The sequence below is a fragment of the Sphingomonas sp. G5 genome, assembly GCF_052660795.1.
Genome location: NZ_CP109660.1, coordinates 2365318 through 2380533 on the forward strand (window position 1 = coordinate 2365318; position 15216 = coordinate 2380533).

A 15216-nucleotide genomic window follows, 5' to 3' on the forward strand; every position below is an offset into this window, starting at 1 on the left:
AGGTAGTGCGTGACTGCACCCTCCACCCTTCGCGACGATGCGGCTCTCGTGTCGCACGCGGTGGTCGAGCTCGCCCGTCGCACGCATTTCCCCGTCGCTTTCGGCGGCCTGGAACACGACGGGGCGGTCCACGTCACCACGATCGTCGGTGCGCGCACGCGCAGCATCGAGGGGCTCGTCGTCCACGCCTCGCGGGGTCTCGGCGGCCGCGCGCTCGTCGAGCGGCGGCCGCGCATGACGCTCGACTACCGCACGTCGCGCTCCATCACGCACGATTACGACCGCGCCATCCTCGGCGAGGGCATCGCGACCCTCTTCGCCGTCCCCGTGCTCGTCAGCGGAGCGGCGCGCGGGGTCCTCTACTGCGGGTCGTGGGCGCAATCCCCGGTCGGTGACGTCGAGGCACGGCCCGCGTTCGACGTGGCCGGCGAGCTGGGAACCGAGTTGCGCGTGCGCGCCGAGGTCGACCGACGCCTCGCTTCGGCTCCCCACCCCGAGGGCGGTCTCGGAGCCGGCGTGCGCGAGGAGATCCGCGAGAGCTACGCCCAACTCCGCGGCATCGCGGCGATCGTCGGAGACGACGAGGTGCGGCGCCGACTCGAGGCCGTCGAGGCCCGCCTCGCCGCTCTGACCGGGGACGCCGGCGACACGGCATCCGACCCCGACGTCCACCTCTCGCGACGGGAGATCGACGTGCTCGCGTGCGCCGCCGTGGGGTCGACGAACGGCGAGATCGCGGCATCCCTCCACCTGCGCGAGACCACCGTGAAGTCGTACCTCGCCTCGGCGATGTCGAAGCTCGACGCGTCCACCCGGCATGCCGCGGTGACCCGGGCACGTCGGGCCGGGCTCCTCCCCTGAGAGCCGTTGCGAGGCCGGTGGGAAAACCCTGGCAATGGCCGCGTGAGCTTGAGAGCGACGCGGATTCTCGGCATCGTTGCTGGCTCCTGTCGTCGATCAGAGAAGGAGAGTCACATGCTGACGCTCACCGAAGAGGCCACGACCGCCGTGAAGACCATCACCGCCCAGTTCCCGGATGCCGCTCAGGGCGGCGTCCGCATCGAGGGAGCGGGCTCCCCCGAGTCGCAGTTCGCGCTGTCGGTCGTCGACGGCCCGCAGCCGGATGACGCCGTCGTCGAGAACGCCGGAGCGCGGGTCTTCCTCGACAGCGACGCCGCAGCCGTCCTCGACGACCGCGTGCTCGACGCGCAGATCGACCCGCAGGGGTCGGTGCAGTTCGCCGTCACCAGCGCAGCCTGACGCGCTGCGTCGCGTGATCGATGCCCCGGCTTCGTGCCGGGGCATCGTCGTGTGCGCGGGTCTCTGCGCGGCACCGGCGCCCGAGACCGCATCTCGCTGACATTCCGGCGTCAGCGCGCAACCGACTCGACTCGTCAGCGAGATGCCGTCTCGCGGGGCGGATGCCGCGACCTCAGCCCTCGAAGACAACGACCTCGTCGTTCGCCGCGTCGTAGACGAACTGCAGCGCGGTGCCGGCGGGCAGATCGGTGTTGCGGAGTTCGGGCGTGCCATCGCTGAGCAGCATGGTGGCGCTCGGCGGGAACACACCCGCGCCGCACGAGGGGATCATGTACCGGCCGTTGTAGGACGTGCCGTTCCCCAGCTCCTGGAGCAGCTCGGGCTGCCAGACGGTCATGCACTTCGACGCGCCCTCGCCGGTGTCGAACGAGGCGTAGACGGCGACGCGGAACCCCTGGAACTGCGCGTACGACGTCACACCGCTCGAGAGCCCCTGTGTGAAAGAGCTCGGCGGGCTGAAGTCTGGATCGGGCGCGAGTCGGGCGATCTGCGTCGCCCCCACCTGCAGCGGGTCGGTCTGCACGCGCTGCACGACGACGAGCGCCGTCGCGGCGCACGCGACGACGAGGACCGCCGCGGTCAGCAGGATCGTGGTGGAACGGCGCAGGCGCGGCATCCGGAACCTCCGCCGCGGTGGGTCGGCCGGCTCTTCGACGGCGCTCGGGTCGACCGGCTCCTCTTCGACCTCCGACGGCGCGGGAGCGACATCGTCGGAGCTGCGGCTCTCGAGTTCGATGAGCCGCCGCAGAGCGGCCGGGTCCGAGGAGATGTCGGCCCCGGGCGCGTACGCCCTTCGGCGCAGGGCCGCGAGTTCGTCATCGTCGCTGATGCTCGGCATGGGTCGATTCAATCAGTGCGCCCCCGACCGCGACGCTCTGGCGTGGTCCGTTCGTGCGTTTCGCGTCCGGCCGCCGTCGTGGGCTCGCCGCGGAGAACGACGCACGGCGCTGCCGGTGCCATACTGCGGGAGTGTCCGGTCGTCACGCCTCCCGCGGTGAGATCATTCGAGGTCTCGCCCTCGCGATGGTGCTCTCGCTCGCGCTGATGTGCAGTGCCTGTTCCCGCGTGATCCACCGCGACGACGTGATCGGCACCTGGGAAGCGCGGGACGGCGATCATGTGGCTCAGCTGGTGCTACACGGCGACGGGACCCTCGACGCCCGAGGCGTGCCGCGGGCTGCGGTGTCGGACTTTCCGGATGTCGACCGTGAGGTCGAGTTGAGCTGGACGGACACGGTCGCCTTCTCCGGACGGTGGTACTTCTCGGAGGCGACCTCCGAGAGTTTCGACACCGGCGACGTCTACGCCACGGACATCGTGGGCGCCGACAACGTCTCCCTCCACGCGGCGCCGGGTGGCCTCGCCCTGCAGTATGGCTACGTCGAGCGGGGGCAGACCCTCGAGTTCCGCCTCAGCGACGAAGCGCCTACCCCGGTCCCCGCCACCCTCTCGCGAATGGACCTCCTGGGCACCTGGCGCTCCGACGATGCGGGCACCCTGACGCTGTCGGACGACGGCACCTTCACGTTGACGGATGCGCCTCCCCCGCTCACGACGCAACTCGACCTCCCCGGGTCTTCCCCGCTGTTCGGGCAGTGGTCGGTGCCGCAAACGGTCCTCCCTCTCGACGAGGACGCGTACGTCGTTCTGTCCTTCGACGTCGCGTTCCTGACGGCCGATGGCTCGTTCGTCACCGCCCTGGCGAAGATCACCCCGACCGGGGACGGTTACCGGCTCGGCTTCCGTGACGATCGCTTCGAGTGGGTGCGGGAGGCAGGCTGACGATACCGCCACGAGACCACGTCGTGCGGATGCCGAGGCCTCATCGTCCCGTGAACTCCGGCGGACGCTTCGCCTGGAATGCGGCGAAGCCCTCGCGGTAGTCTTCGGTCGCCGCCAGGGCTGCCTGGGCGCGGTTCTCGAGCGCCATCGCCTCCCACAACCCCAGCCGCTCGTCGCGGATCGCGCCGACGATGCGCTTGCTCGCCCGGAACGCCTGCGTCGGACCGGCAGCGGCCGTGCGGGCCGCCGAGGTCGCGGCATTGTGGACCTCCTCCGCCGGAAATGCGCGCGAGAAGAGTCCGGCGCGGACGGCTTCGGCCCCCGACATCAGTCGACCCGTGTAGATCAGGTCGAGCGTGGCGTGGGCGCCGAGGCGCTCGACGAACAGCGCGTGACCGCCGGAATCGAGCGTCGCGCCGAGGGCGGCGAAGGGCGAGCCGATCTTGGCGTCCCCGGCGACGTAGACCACGTCGGTGGCGATAAGCAGGCCCAGGCCGACACCCAGGCAGGCCCCGTGGGCGGCCGCGAACGTCGGCGCGGGAAAGGTCGCCATGCGACGCAGCAGAGGCGCCAGCGTGTCGTCCAGGTAATCCGCGACGTCGTCGGTGCGGGGGTCGACCCCCGAGATGTCGCGCCCGGCGCAGAACGACGGCCCCTCACCGCGCAGCAGCAGCGCGCGAGCACCGTCGGCCTCGGCCCGGTCGTAGGCATCGGCGAGCGCGTGCAGACCCTCGAGGGCCAGGGCGTTGCGACGGGCGGGGGCGTTCAGGACGATCTCGGCCACGCCGGCGTCGAGGCGGTAGTCGATCATCGCGCTCAGCCGTCGTAGTCGACGCGGACGGCGTCGGAGGTCGGATGCGACTGGCAGGTGAGGACGTACCCGCGTTCGATCTCGTCGGGCTCGAGCGCGTAGTTCTCGGTCATGGTGACCGCACCCTCGATCACCCGCGCGCGGCAGGTGCCGCACACCCCGCCCGCGCACGCGAAGGGGACGTCGGGGCGCACGCGGAGAGCGGCGGCGAGGATCGTCTCGTTCGCGGCGACCGGGCTGTCGACGTGCGCCGACTGCCCGTCGAGGGTGATCTCGATCGAGCGCACCGGTTCATCGGCGCGGACTCTCACGGGGCGCGCTCCCCCCGTTTGGGCGGGAGCGTCGCCGTCTCCCGCGGTGAACAGTTCGAAGCGCACACGATCGCGGGCGACACCGACCTCGGCGAGGGTGTCGCGACAGAGCTCGACGAGCGCGAAGGGCCCGCAGAGGAACCACTCGTCGACGGATGCCGGATCGATCAGCCGCGACAGGATCAGGCGCAGACGCTCCTCGTCGATGCGGCCCGAGAACACCGGCGCCGCGCGCTGCTCGCGCGAGAGCACGTGGTGCAGCGTGAGACGAGAGGGATAGCGGTCTTTGAGATCGGCGAGCTCGTCGACGAACATGACATCGGTCGAGGACCGGTTCGCGTACACGATCGTCATGCGGGCGTTCTCGGAACGCTCGAGCACTCCGGCGGCGAGCGCCATGATCGGGGTGATCCCGGAACCGGCGGCGATCGCCACGACGTGCCCCGTCGCCGTCGACGCCCGCGACACGAAGGTGCCCGCCGGGCTCATGACGTCGATCTCGTCGCCGGGTCGCAGCCCCTCGTGTGCCCAGGTCGAGAAACGTCCGTCGGGGTCGCGCTTGATGCCGACGCTGATCGCTCCGCGCACCGGCGGCCGGCAGAGCGAGTACGACCGGCGCAGGTCCTGTCCGTCGACGCGGGCGCGCAGGGCCACGTACTGCCCGGGTGCGTAGTCGAACGCCTCGGCGAGCTCCTCGGGAACGGCGAAGGTCACCTCGATCGCGGTGGGGGTCAGGGGGCGCACGTCCGCGACGCGAAGGGTGTGGAAACGGGCGCGGGTGCGCGGGGTGGCCGGGGTCTCGGCATCCGTCATCGTCATCAAAGGGCCTTGAAGTGGTCGAAGGGTTCGAGGCAGGCGCGGCACTCCCACAGCGCCTTGCACGAGGTCGAGCCGAAGCGCGAGACCTCGCGCGTGTCGAGGGAGCCGCAGCGGGGGCAGGCGACGCTGAGCCTCAGCCGGATGGGGCCGGCCGGCGCGCGGCCCGAGGGTGGGGCGATGCCGTACTCGGTGAGCTTGCGTCTTCCGGCGTCGCTCATCCAGTCGGTCGTCCACGCGGGGGTGAGCGTCGTTCGGACGACCGCCCGATCGAAACCCGCCGAGGTGAGGGCCAGCACGATGTCGTCGCGGATCGCGTCGACCGCCGGGCACCCCGAGTAGGTCGGTGTGATCGTGACGGTGACGGTGTCGCCGTCGAAGCGCACGTCGCGCAGGACGCCGAGGTCATCGATCGTCAGCACCGGCACCTCGGGATCGACGACGGCGGCGACCACCTCGCGGGCGTGCTCCAGCGTCGCGGTCACCAGGTCGCTCCCGGGTGCCGGCGCGCCAGCACCTGCATTTCGGCGAGAAGCGGACCGAGCGCGGGGTGGTGGACACCGCGGCGCCCCCCGGCAGACGAACCGGGGATCGTCGGCACGGGCACGTCCTCCTGCGCCAGGACAGCGTGGAGGACCTCATCGACGCGAGCCCGGAGCATCGACGGCCGTACGGCGACACCGCCGAGACGGTCGTGCAGGGGCTCGTCGCGGAACAGCTCGTCGAGATACGGCCACGTGTCGTCGAGGCCGACCAGCAACCGCCGCCGTGACTCCTCGGTGCCCCCGGCGAGCCGCAGCGTCCACTGCACGGCGTGATCGCGGTGGTAGTCCACCTCTTTCTCGGCCTTCGCCGCGACGGCGGCGAGGACGGGATCGGCGGATGCCGCGAGCTCCCGGTACAGCTCGAGGAGATAGGTGGATGCCAACAGCTGGCGGGCGATCGTGTGCGCGAAGTCGCCGTTGGGAAGCTCGAACAGCCAGGCGCTGCGGAACTCCGGCTCGTCGCGCCAGTAGGCGAGATCGTCTTCGCTGCGACCGTCGTACGAGCCCGCGTAGCGCAGGAGCGAGCGCGCGTGACCGAGCAGATCGAGGGCGATGTTCCCGAGAGCCACGTCCTCCTCGAGCTCGGGGGCACGGGCCACCCATCCGCAGAGGTTCTGAGCGAGGATCACCGCGTCGTCACCGAGGCGCATCGCGTACGCGGCGACATCGGGGTCGGTGGCGCGGTCCTCTCCCCCGGCCAGCTCCGCGGAGAGGTCGAGGGCGTCGAGCGAGACGTCGCCATGCACGTCGCGGTCGGTCGAGGTGCTCACAGGTGCGGCACCCCCTCCGACGCGGTGTAGTACACCGCGTGCCGGTAGTTCTTGCCCGCCGGCGACTCGAAGAAGGCGCCCTTGGCTCCGGGGTCGCTCGTGGTCACGGCATCCGAGGGGACGACCCACACCGACACGCCCTCACCGCGACGGGTGTACAGGTCGCGGGCGTTGCGGACGGCGAGCTCGGCGTCGGGGGCGTGGAGCGAACCGACGTGCACGTGGCTGAGGCCGCGGTTCGCGCGCACGAAGACCTCCCACAGGGGCCAGGTCTCGGCGGGGCTGCCGCCGGGGGTGGCCATCAGGCGGCCGCCTTCGCGCTCTTCTTCGCCGCGTACGCCGCCGCCGCCTCGCGCACCCAGGCACCCTCCTCGTGCGCGTCGCGGCGGTGTTGCCGGCGCATCGTGTTGAGGGGGCCACGGCCGGCGAGCACCTCGTGGAACTCGGTCCAATCGATCTCGCCCATGTCGTACTCCCCCGTCTCGTCGTTGAAACGCAGGTCGGGATCGGGCAGGGTCACGCCCAGCACCGCGGCTTGCGGCACGAGCATCGAGACGAACCGCTGACGCAGGACGTCGTTGCTGAAGCGCTTGATGTTCCACGCCATCGACTGCGCCGAGTTGGGCGAGTCGTCGTCGGGGGGTCCGAACATCATCAGGCTCGGCCAGTACCAGCGGTTCACGGCATCCTGAGCCATCTGACGCTGCTCGTCGGTGCCCTGCATGAGGGTGAGCAGGATCTCGAACCCCTGACGCTGGTGGAACGACTCCTCTTTGCAGATGCGCACCATCGCCCGACCGTAGGGACCGTACGAGGCGCGGCAGAGAGGCACCTGGTTGCAGATCGCGGCGCCGTCGACGAGCCAGCCGATCGCGCCCATGTCGGCCCAGGTCGGCGTGGGGTAATTGAAGATCGAGGAGTAGCGGGCTGTGCCGTCGACGAGCTGCTGTGTCATCTCGTCGCGCGTGATGCCGAGGGTCTGCGCGGCGGAGTAGAGGTAGAGGCCGTGCCCCGCCTCGTCCTGCACCTTCGCCAGCAGGATCGACTTGCGCTTGAGGCTCGGGGCGCGAGTGATCCAGGCCCCCTCGGGCTGCATGCCGATGATCTCGGAGTGCGCGTGCTGCGAGATCTGGCGGATCAGCGTGCGGCGGTACCCCTCCGGCATCCAGTCGCGCGGTTCGATCCGTCCGTCGGCCTCGATGAGGGCGTCGAACGTCGCTTCGCCGTCGCTCTCACCGCTCGCGGCATCCGTGGGGGGTGCGGTCATCGTCATCGTCGACTCCTTTTACAGACCGATCGTTCAGTAAAACTGTAGCGGAGGGTGCGCGAGGCCGCAACGGGCCTGCCCCCCTCGCCCCCGGCGGTGTGGGGTGGAGCCATGGCAGACACCGCGATCTTCGACGTGGACGGCACCCTCGTCGACACCAACTACCAGCACGCCCTCGCCTGGTACCGCGCCTTCCGGCGGTTCGACGTCGTGCTGCCGATCTGGCGCATCCACCGGGCGATCGGCATGGGCGGCGATCAGCTCGTCGCCTCCCTCACCGGCGACGACGTCGAGAAAGACCACGGCGAGGCCCTGCGCGACGCGTGGACCGAAGAGTTCGAGCCGTTCCTCGGCGAGGTGAAGCCCTTCGACGGAGCACACGACCTGCTCGTCGAGGTGAAGAAGCGCGGATTCCAGGTCGTACTCGCCAGCTCCGGCAAGAGCGACCATGTCGAGCATTTCCTCGACCTCGTCGACGCCCGCGACCTGGCCGATGCGTGGACCACCTCCGACGACGTCCAGGCGAGCAAGCCCGCCCCCGACCTCGTGGAGACGGCGCTGGATCGCGTGCCCGGCTCGAGCGGCATCATGATCGGCGATTCGCCGTGGGACGCCATCGCTGCGGCGAAGGCGGACATGGCCACGATCGCGGTACGCACGGGCGGGTTCTCTGCGGAGGAGCTTCGGGATGCCGGAGCCTCCCGCGTCTTCGACAGCCTCCGCGACCTGATCGCCGGCCTGGACGACACGCCGCTCGCGCGACCGCGTTCCTGACGACCCGGCATCGCGCCCGCGCGGCCAGACCGCCCCCGTTCGTCGAGATCGACACCGAACGGCTGCGGCCTCGGCAGATCGATACGTCCTCGACAACAGACCGAGCTCAGCGCAGGTCGTACACGCGCTGGTACTTGCCCTCGCTGCGCGGGAGCGAGCCGGGCTCCTCGACGCGCACATCGACCGTCGTGCCGATCACGACCTTGATCCGCTGTTGCAGCACGACGCCCGCCGCCTCGCACACCTCGCGCTCCAGGGCCGGGTGCCTCTCGATACGGACGGTCATGGCATCCATCCTCCCCTCGCGGCGCAGCTCGAGCACGAAGTGCGGGGTGAGCTTCTCGATGCCCAGCACGATCTCCTCGATCTGCGTCGGGAAGAGATTCACCCCGCGGAGGATGATCATGTCGTCGTTGCGGCCGGTGATCTTCTCGATGCGGCGCATGGCGGGGAACGCCGTCCCGGGCAACAGCCGGGTGAGATCGCGGGTGCGGTAGCGGATGACGGGGAACGCCTCTTTGGTGAGCGAGGTGAAGACCAGCTCGCCGAGCTCTCCATCGGCGACGGGGGCGCCCGTGTCGCCGTCGATCGTCTCGGGGAGGAAGTGGTCCTCCCAGATGTGAGGGCCGTCCTTGGTGAGCGCACTCTCGGAGGCCACGCCCGGGCCCATCACCTCGCTGAGGCCGTAGATGTCGACGGCGGTGAGGTCGAGGCGCCGTTCGATCTCTCGGCGCATCTCGTTCGTCCACGGCTCCGCCCCGAGGACTGCGACCCGCAGTGACGTCGAGCGCGGGTCGACGCCCGCCGCCTCGAGCGCGTCGGCGATCGTGAGGAGGTAGCTGGGCGTGCAGAGAATGGCATCCGGCTGGAAGTCCTGGATGAGCTGCGCCTGACGAGCCGTCTGTCCGCCCGACATCGGGATGACCGTCGCCCCGAGGCGCTCGATACCCGCGTGTGCGCCGAGGCCGCCGGTGAACAACCCGTAGCCGTAGGCGTTGTGCACGCGATCGCCGGGACGGATGCCGGCTGCCGAAAGCGACCGCGCGACGAGATCGGCCCACCGGTCGAGGTCGCCCGCGCTGTACCCGACGACCGTGGGACGCCCGGTCGTGCCGGACGACGCGTGAACGCGCCGAACGTCGGCCATCGGCACCGCGAACATGCCGAAGGGGTAGGTCTCGCGCAGGTCGGCCTTCGTGGTGAAAGGCAGCAGGCGGATGTCGTCGAGCGCGTGGATGTCGTCGGGATGGACGCCCGCCGCATCGAACTTCCGGCGGTACAGCGCGACGTTGTCGTACGCGTGGCGGACCGTCCACTGCAGGCGTTCGAGTTGCAGAGCGCGCAGGCTCTCGAGCGGAACGCCGGTCGGATCGACGGATGCCAGGACGTCGGGGCGTGAGGGAACGGTCATGGTCATCGGGACACCTCCGTGGTGGAGAGCGCGGCGCGGCGCTCGGGCTCGGGGTCGTAGGCGGATGGGGGGCCGGAGGCCTCTGCGGAGTCGGCCTCCGGCGTCGGCGGACGCCGATCCGTCGTGATGCTGCGGCCGCGCACCTCGGCGACCAGGTCGCCCGTCTCGTCGGTCACGCGGATGTCGTAGAGGCCCGTGCGCCCACTGCGCGCGCGGCGGACGGCGGTCGCGGTGAGCGTCTGCCCGGCCGTCGTCGACTTCAGGAACGAGATGTCGGCGCCGCCCGCGACGGTGACCCGCTCGTCTTCGTTGCACGCGATCGCGAACGCCGTGTCGGCGAGGGTGAAGACGAGCCCGCCGTGGGTGATGGCGAACCCGTTCAGCATGTCGTCGCGCACGGTCATCGACACGCGAGACTCCCCCGGGGCGTCGTGCTCGACGACCATGCCGAGCATCGCCGACGCCCGATCGCGCTGCATCATCGGCCGGGGGCTCATGCGGGAACCGCCACGGGGGCCCACGTCTTCGCCACGAGCGTGAGCACGTCGTACTGCGCGACGATCTCGTCGTGCTGGTTGCGGATCACGGCGTCCCAGCGCACCTCGCCGTAGTCGTCGGTCTCTCGGGGGGTGATCTGCTTCGCCGTCAGGGCGACGCGGATGCGGTCTCCGGGTGAGACGGGGGTGACGAAGCGCAGGTTCTCGAGCCCGGAGTTGGCGAGCACCGGCCCCGGCGCCGGGTCGACGAACAGTCCCGCCGCCCACGACACGAGCAGGTAGCCGTGCGCGACCCGCCCCGGGAAGAAGGGGTTGGCCGCGGCCGACTCCTCGTCCATGTGCGCGTAGAACGTGTCGCCGGTGAAGTTCGCGAAGACCTCGATGTCGTCGAGGGTGACTTCGCGCTCGACCGACTCCACGGCATCCCCGATCCGAAGCTCCGACAGGGGCTTGCGGAAAGGGTGCGCACCCGAGGAATCGGTGTCGGCTCCCGGATGCCACACGCCGGTGAGCGCGGTGAGCATGCGGGGTGAGCCCTGGATCGCGGTGCGCTGCATGGAGTGCAGGACCGAGCGGATGCCGCCGAGCTCTTCGCCGCCGCCGGCGCGACCCGGTCCGCCGTGCACGAGGTGCGGAACGGGCGCACCGTGGCCGGTCGAGGTGCGCGCGTCGTCCCGGTCGAGGAAGAGCACGCGGCCGTTCATCGCGCCCATGCGCGTGAGCAGTTCGGTCGCGACGTCGGGGTCGTGGGTGGCGACGCTCGTGACGAGCGAGCCGCCGCCGCGACCGACGATCTCGGCCGCCTCGGCGACGTCGGCGTACTCGACGATGCTCGCGACGGGACCGAAGGCCTCGATGTCGTTGACGGCCGGGGTCGCAGCATCCGCGAACGCGAGAAGCATCGGCTGGAGGAACGCGCCCTCGGCGGGCACGCCCCGCGGCACGTCCGCCGAACCGACGACGAAGCGTCCCCCGGCGTCGGTGAGCGCCCGGACCTGGCGCAGCACCTCGTCACGCTGCTCGACCGAGACGACCGGGCCCATCGTCACGCCTTCGACGCGCGGGTCGCCGATGACCACGCGCTCGGCGATCCTGTCGCGCAGCGCGCGGGCCACGGCATCCGTGGTCCCCGTCGGCACGATCGCGCGGCGGATCGCGGTGCACTTCTGTCCCGCCTTGGTGGTCAGTTCGACGAGCAGCTGCTTAACGTACGCGTCGAACTCGGGCGTGCCGGGGACGGCGTCGGGGCCCAGGATCGAGGCGTTGATCGAGTCGGTCTCGCTCGTGAAGCGCACACCGGGCTTCGCCCGGGCGCGCAGCCGCTCGGCGGTCGAGGCGCTGCCGGTGAAGCCGACGGTGTCGCCGAGGTCGAGCAGATCGAACAGTCCCGGCACGCTGCCGCTCACCAGCTGCAGCGAGCCCTCGGGGAGCAGGCCCGTCTCGACCACCATCCGCACCCACGCCTCGGCGATGTAGGCCGTGGGGGTCGCGGGCTTGACGATCGTGGGAAGGCCGGCCAGGAACGCGGGCGCGAACTTCTCGAGCGCGCCCCACATGGGGAAGTTGAAGGCGTTGATCTGCACCGCGACCCCCGAAAGACGCGTGTAGACATGCCTTCCGAGGAAGGAGCCGTCCTTCGACAGCGGCTCGATCGGTCCGTCGAGCACGACCTTCCCCGCGGGCAACTCCCGGCGGGCTTTCGACGAGAAGGTGAAGAGCACCCCGATGCCGCCGTCGATGTCGCTGAGCGAGTCGCGGCGGGTCGAGCCGGAGCGCTCCGACAGGGCGTAGAGCTCGTCACGACGCTCGTTCAGCGCGATCGCGAGGTTCTTCAACACCATCGCGCGCTCGGGGAAGGTGAGGGCGCCCAGGCTCGCCCGCCCCTCGCGACGGGCGTACGCGACGGCGGCCGCGAGGTCGAGGCCCTTCGTGCTGACGCGGACGATCTCGTCGCCGGTCGACGCGTCGCGGACGATCGCGGCATCCGGATCGTCGGCGGGCGTCCACCACGAACCGTTCACGTAGCTGGGGAGAAACGTCATCATTCGCTCCATTCGTAGAATCCGCGGCCGGTCTTGCGACCCAGGTGGCCCTGGGCGACGAGGTCGCGCAGCAAGGCGGGCGGGGTGAAGCGCGCACCGAACGCGCGCTCGAGTTCTTCGGCGATGCCCAGCCGTACGTCGAGACCGACGATGTCGGTGGTGCGGAGGGGGCCCATCGGATGCCGATACCCCCGCTCCATCGCCGTGTCGATGTCCTGCGCGGAGGCGACGCCCTCTTCGAGCATGCGGATGGCCTCGAGGCCGAGAGCGACGCCGAGGCGGCTCGACGCGAAGCCCGGCGCATCGCGCACGACGACGGCGGCCTTGCCGATCGCCTCCACCCACCGAGTCGCTCGCGTCACGACCTCGGGCGCGGTGTCGGCACCCGTCACGACCTCGACCAGCGCCGAGGCCGGCACCGGGTTGAAGAAGTGCAGGCCGAGGAACCGTTGCGGACGCCGCATCGCTCCGGCGAGCGCGTCGATCGAGATGGAGGAGGTGTTGGATGCCACGACGGCGTCGTCGCGCACGGCGCCCTCGATCCGCGCGAGGGCGCCGAGCTTCAGTGCCCGGTCCTCCGGCACGGCCTCGACGACGAGGCCCGCCTCGGCGAACGCGCCGGTGTCGACGCTGGTCGTGAGGGCGTCGGCATCCGGAAGCCGCGTGCCCCGCGCTGCCGAGCGGGTGAGAGCGGCCTCGACGCGGCCCCGCGCCTGGGCGGCGGCCTCCGCATCGCGCTCGACGACGTGCACGCGGGCTCCCGCGATCAGGAACGCGTGGGCGATGCCGGCCCCCATGCGGCCTCCGCCGAGCACACCGACGACGACGGGAACGGATGCTGTGTCTCGGACCGTGGTGGTAACGGGGGAGGTCATCTCTTCTTCCTCTCGAGGAACGCGGTCATGCGGGCGTGCTTGTCTGCGCTGTCGAACAGCTCGGCCTGCAGCTCGCCGTCGATGGCGGGGTGCGCGTTGCGCGGGGCGAGCAGGGCACGCTTGGTGAGGATCGTCGCGCGGGCGGAGTTCGCGGCGATCCGGTCGGCGACCGCGTGAGCGGAGTCGAGCAGATCCTGGGGCTCGTGGATGCTCGAGAGCAGCCCCCACGCGAGCGCTTCGTCGGCGTCGATCACGCGGGCGGTGAGCAGCAGCTCGCTCGCGCGGGCGTGTCCGACGATCTCGGGAAGGCGCCACGAGGCTCCCGCCGCGGCGATGATGCCGAGACCCGGTTCGGGGTTGCCGAAGCGCACGCGAGGTGTCCCCAGGCGGATGTCGGCGGCGTAGGCGAGCTCGGCTCCCCCGCCCAGCGCGAATCCGTCGACGGCGGCGACCACGGGCATGGGCAGGCGGCGGATGCGATCGAACACCGTCGCGTTGATCCCGCGGAGGGCGTCGTCGCCGGTGCGGTCGCGGAGCTGGGCGATGTCGGCCCCCGCGGCGAAGATGCCTCCCGCCCCGGTGAGGATGAGGGTGCGCGGACGCTCCTCGAGGTCCGCACAGAGGGCGTGCAACTCGTCGACCATCGCCTGATCGATCGCGTTGCGGCGGTCGGGTCTGTCGAGGGTGGCGACGACACGGTCGTCGCGGGCGTCGATGCGGAGCCGGGCGGGCGAGCCTGACGCATCGGCGTCGGAACCCGGCGAAGCCTCCCGCCCCCTGGCCAGGGGCGACTCAGCCATGGGCCCGCTCCAGGATCATCGCCGTGCCCTGCCCCACCCCGACGCACATCGTCGCGAGGCCGTACCGCGCGTCCTCGCGTTCCAGGCGGCCGAGCAGCGTCACGATCAACCGCGAGCCGCTCGACCCCAGGGGGTGCCCCAGCGCGATCGCCCCGCCGTCGGCGTTGACGATCCGGGGGTCGAGTCCGAGTCGACGTATGCACGCCAGCGACTGCGAGGCGAATGCCTCATTGAGTTCGACGGCCCCCAGGTCGGATGCCGACAGCCCGGCCTTCGCAAGCGCCTTCTCGGTCGCAGGCACCGGGCCGAGCCCCATGATCTCTGGCGCCAGCGCGGCGGAGGCGTGCGCGACGATCCGGGCGCGAGGGCGCAGGCCATGGCGTTCGACCGCCTCGGCACTGGCCACCACGATCGCCGATGCCCCGTCGTTGAGCGAGCTGGAATTGCCCGCGGTCACGACCTCGCCGCCCGTCACGACCGGCCGGAGCCCCGCGAGCGCATCCAGCGAGGTGTCACGGCGCGGGCCCTCGTCGGTATCGACCACGCCCCGAACGGTCTCGACGGCGACGATCTCGTCGCGGAAGTGCCCGGCATCCTGAGCCCGAACCGCCCGCTCGTGGCTGCGGAGCGCGAAGGCGTCGGCATCGGAGCGCGAGACGCCGTCGATCCGGGCGACCTCTTCGGCCGTCTCGGGCATGGTGAAGGTGGCTTTGTCGCGCGCGGCGAGGCGCGCATTGGTGAAGCGCCAGCCGATCGACGTGTCGAAGGCCGCCCCGGGCTTCGCCCACGCCCTCTCGGGCTTCGCCTGCACCCAGGGAGCACGGGTCATCGACTCCACGCCGCCCGCGACGATCACCTCGGCATCGCCCGCGCGGATCGCCTGAGCGGCGAGCGCGATCGCGCTCATTCCCGAGGCGCAGAGGCGGTTGACGGTGAGGCCCGGGGTGCTGTCGGGAAGCCCCGCGAGCAGAACGGCCATGCGGGCGACGTTGCGATTGTCTTCACCGGCCTGGTTCGCCGCACCGAGGATGACCTCGTCGACGGCCTCGACGGGAACGCCCGCGCGAGCCACCGCTTCGCCGACCACCAGCGCCGCCAGATCGTCGGGACGAACGGATGCCAGAGCCCCGCCGTACCGTCCGACCGGGGTGCGCACACCTCCGATGAGAAACGCGTCCGCCATCGCCACCCTCTC

At 71.0% G+C, this 15216-nt stretch carries 17 protein-coding genes; 4 read left to right on the forward strand and 13 right to left on the reverse strand.

The window, feature by feature from the left end; all coding sequences use genetic code 11:
* Positions 1-9 precede the first annotated feature (9 nt).
* Both NE358_RS11400 and NE358_RS11405 read left to right on the forward strand, forming a co-directional pair.
* Complete coding sequence (locus NE358_RS11400; RefSeq protein ID WP_141376024.1) at positions 10-861, forward strand: helix-turn-helix transcriptional regulator; 852 nt, start codon at positions 10-12, stop codon at positions 859-861.
* A gap of 114 nt (positions 862-975) precedes the next feature.
* Positions 976-1260, forward strand: coding sequence for a Fe-S cluster assembly protein HesB (locus NE358_RS11405; protein WP_103206273.1), 285 nt, complete (start codon positions 976-978; stop codon positions 1258-1260).
* A 172-nt stretch (positions 1261-1432) separates the two neighbouring features.
* On the opposite strand, the gene NE358_RS11410 is transcribed toward NE358_RS11405, so the two are convergent.
* The gene (locus NE358_RS11410; protein ID WP_289938605.1) at positions 1433-2158 is read right to left on the reverse strand and encodes a hypothetical protein; all 726 of its coding nucleotides are present in this window, start codon (positions 2156-2158) and stop codon (positions 1433-1435) included.
* A 131-nt stretch (positions 2159-2289) separates the two neighbouring features.
* Here NE358_RS11410 and NE358_RS11415 point away from each other — a divergent pair, with 131 nt between their 5' ends.
* Positions 2290-3102 (forward strand): hypothetical protein, encoded by an 813-nt coding sequence (locus NE358_RS11415; RefSeq protein WP_289938608.1) that lies wholly within the window; start codon positions 2290-2292, stop codon positions 3100-3102.
* Between the two features lie 40 nt (positions 3103-3142).
* On the opposite strand, the gene NE358_RS11420 is transcribed toward NE358_RS11415, so the two are convergent.
* Genes NE358_RS11420 through paaA form a run of 6 tightly spaced genes read right to left on the reverse strand, consistent with a single transcriptional unit; the run spans position 3143 to position 7622 of the window.
* The gene (locus NE358_RS11420) at positions 3143-3913 is read right to left on the reverse strand and encodes an enoyl-CoA hydratase/isomerase family protein (RefSeq protein WP_289938610.1); all 771 of its coding nucleotides are present in this window, start codon (positions 3911-3913) and stop codon (positions 3143-3145) included.
* A 5-nt stretch (positions 3914-3918) separates the two neighbouring features.
* Positions 3919-5043, reverse strand: coding sequence for a 1,2-phenylacetyl-CoA epoxidase subunit PaaE (gene paaE, locus NE358_RS11425; RefSeq protein ID WP_289938612.1), 1125 nt, complete (start codon positions 5041-5043; stop codon positions 3919-3921).
* Positions 5043-5525, reverse strand: a complete 483-nt coding sequence (gene paaD / locus NE358_RS11430) for a 1,2-phenylacetyl-CoA epoxidase subunit PaaD (RefSeq protein ID WP_174799641.1) — start codon at positions 5523-5525, stop codon at positions 5043-5045. The genes paaE and paaD overlap by 1 nt, the downstream gene beginning before the upstream one ends.
* Entirely contained in the window at positions 5522-6355 is an 834-nt protein-coding gene (paaC, locus tag NE358_RS11435; RefSeq protein WP_289938615.1) for a 1,2-phenylacetyl-CoA epoxidase subunit PaaC, read from the reverse strand. Before paaC ends, paaD begins: the two co-directional genes overlap by 4 nt.
* Positions 6352-6657, reverse strand: coding sequence for a 1,2-phenylacetyl-CoA epoxidase subunit PaaB (gene paaB / locus NE358_RS11440; RefSeq protein ID WP_055838158.1), 306 nt, complete (start codon positions 6655-6657; stop codon positions 6352-6354). Before paaB ends, paaC begins: the two co-directional genes overlap by 4 nt.
* A complete protein-coding gene (gene paaA, locus NE358_RS11445) occupies positions 6657-7622 on the reverse strand; it encodes a 1,2-phenylacetyl-CoA epoxidase subunit PaaA (RefSeq protein ID WP_499317838.1) in 966 nt (321 codons plus the stop codon). Before paaA ends, paaB begins: the two co-directional genes overlap by 1 nt.
* 111 nt (positions 7623-7733) lie before the next feature.
* Here paaA and NE358_RS11450 point away from each other — a divergent pair, with 111 nt between their 5' ends.
* Positions 7734-8396, forward strand: a complete 663-nt coding sequence (locus NE358_RS11450) for an HAD family hydrolase (RefSeq protein WP_141376035.1) — start codon at positions 7734-7736, stop codon at positions 8394-8396.
* Positions 8397-8502: 106 nt separating this feature from the next.
* Here NE358_RS11450 and paaK read toward each other — a convergent pair whose 3' ends face one another.
* Genes paaK through NE358_RS11480 form a run of 6 tightly spaced genes read right to left on the reverse strand, consistent with a single transcriptional unit; the run spans position 8503 to position 15204 of the window.
* Positions 8503-9813, reverse strand: a complete 1311-nt coding sequence (gene paaK, locus NE358_RS11455; protein WP_103206265.1) for a phenylacetate--CoA ligase PaaK — start codon at positions 9811-9813, stop codon at positions 8503-8505.
* Positions 9810-10304, reverse strand: coding sequence for a hydroxyphenylacetyl-CoA thioesterase PaaI (gene paaI, locus NE358_RS11460; protein ID WP_103206264.1), 495 nt, complete (start codon positions 10302-10304; stop codon positions 9810-9812). The genes paaK and paaI overlap by 4 nt, the downstream gene beginning before the upstream one ends.
* Positions 10301-12346, reverse strand: a complete 2046-nt coding sequence (paaZ, locus tag NE358_RS11465; protein ID WP_289938625.1) for a phenylacetic acid degradation bifunctional protein PaaZ — start codon at positions 12344-12346, stop codon at positions 10301-10303. The genes paaI and paaZ overlap by 4 nt, the downstream gene beginning before the upstream one ends.
* The gene (locus tag NE358_RS11470) at positions 12346-13221 is read right to left on the reverse strand and encodes a 3-hydroxyacyl-CoA dehydrogenase family protein (RefSeq protein ID WP_289938628.1); all 876 of its coding nucleotides are present in this window, start codon (positions 13219-13221) and stop codon (positions 12346-12348) included. Before NE358_RS11470 ends, paaZ begins: the two co-directional genes overlap by 1 nt.
* Positions 13218-14021 (reverse strand): enoyl-CoA hydratase/isomerase family protein, encoded by an 804-nt coding sequence (locus tag NE358_RS11475; RefSeq protein ID WP_289938630.1) that lies wholly within the window; start codon positions 14019-14021, stop codon positions 13218-13220. The genes NE358_RS11470 and NE358_RS11475 overlap by 4 nt, the downstream gene beginning before the upstream one ends.
* A complete protein-coding gene (locus NE358_RS11480; protein WP_289938632.1) occupies positions 14014-15204 on the reverse strand; it encodes a thiolase family protein in 1191 nt (396 codons plus the stop codon). The genes NE358_RS11475 and NE358_RS11480 overlap by 8 nt, the downstream gene beginning before the upstream one ends.
* Positions 15205-15216 lie beyond the last annotated feature (12 nt).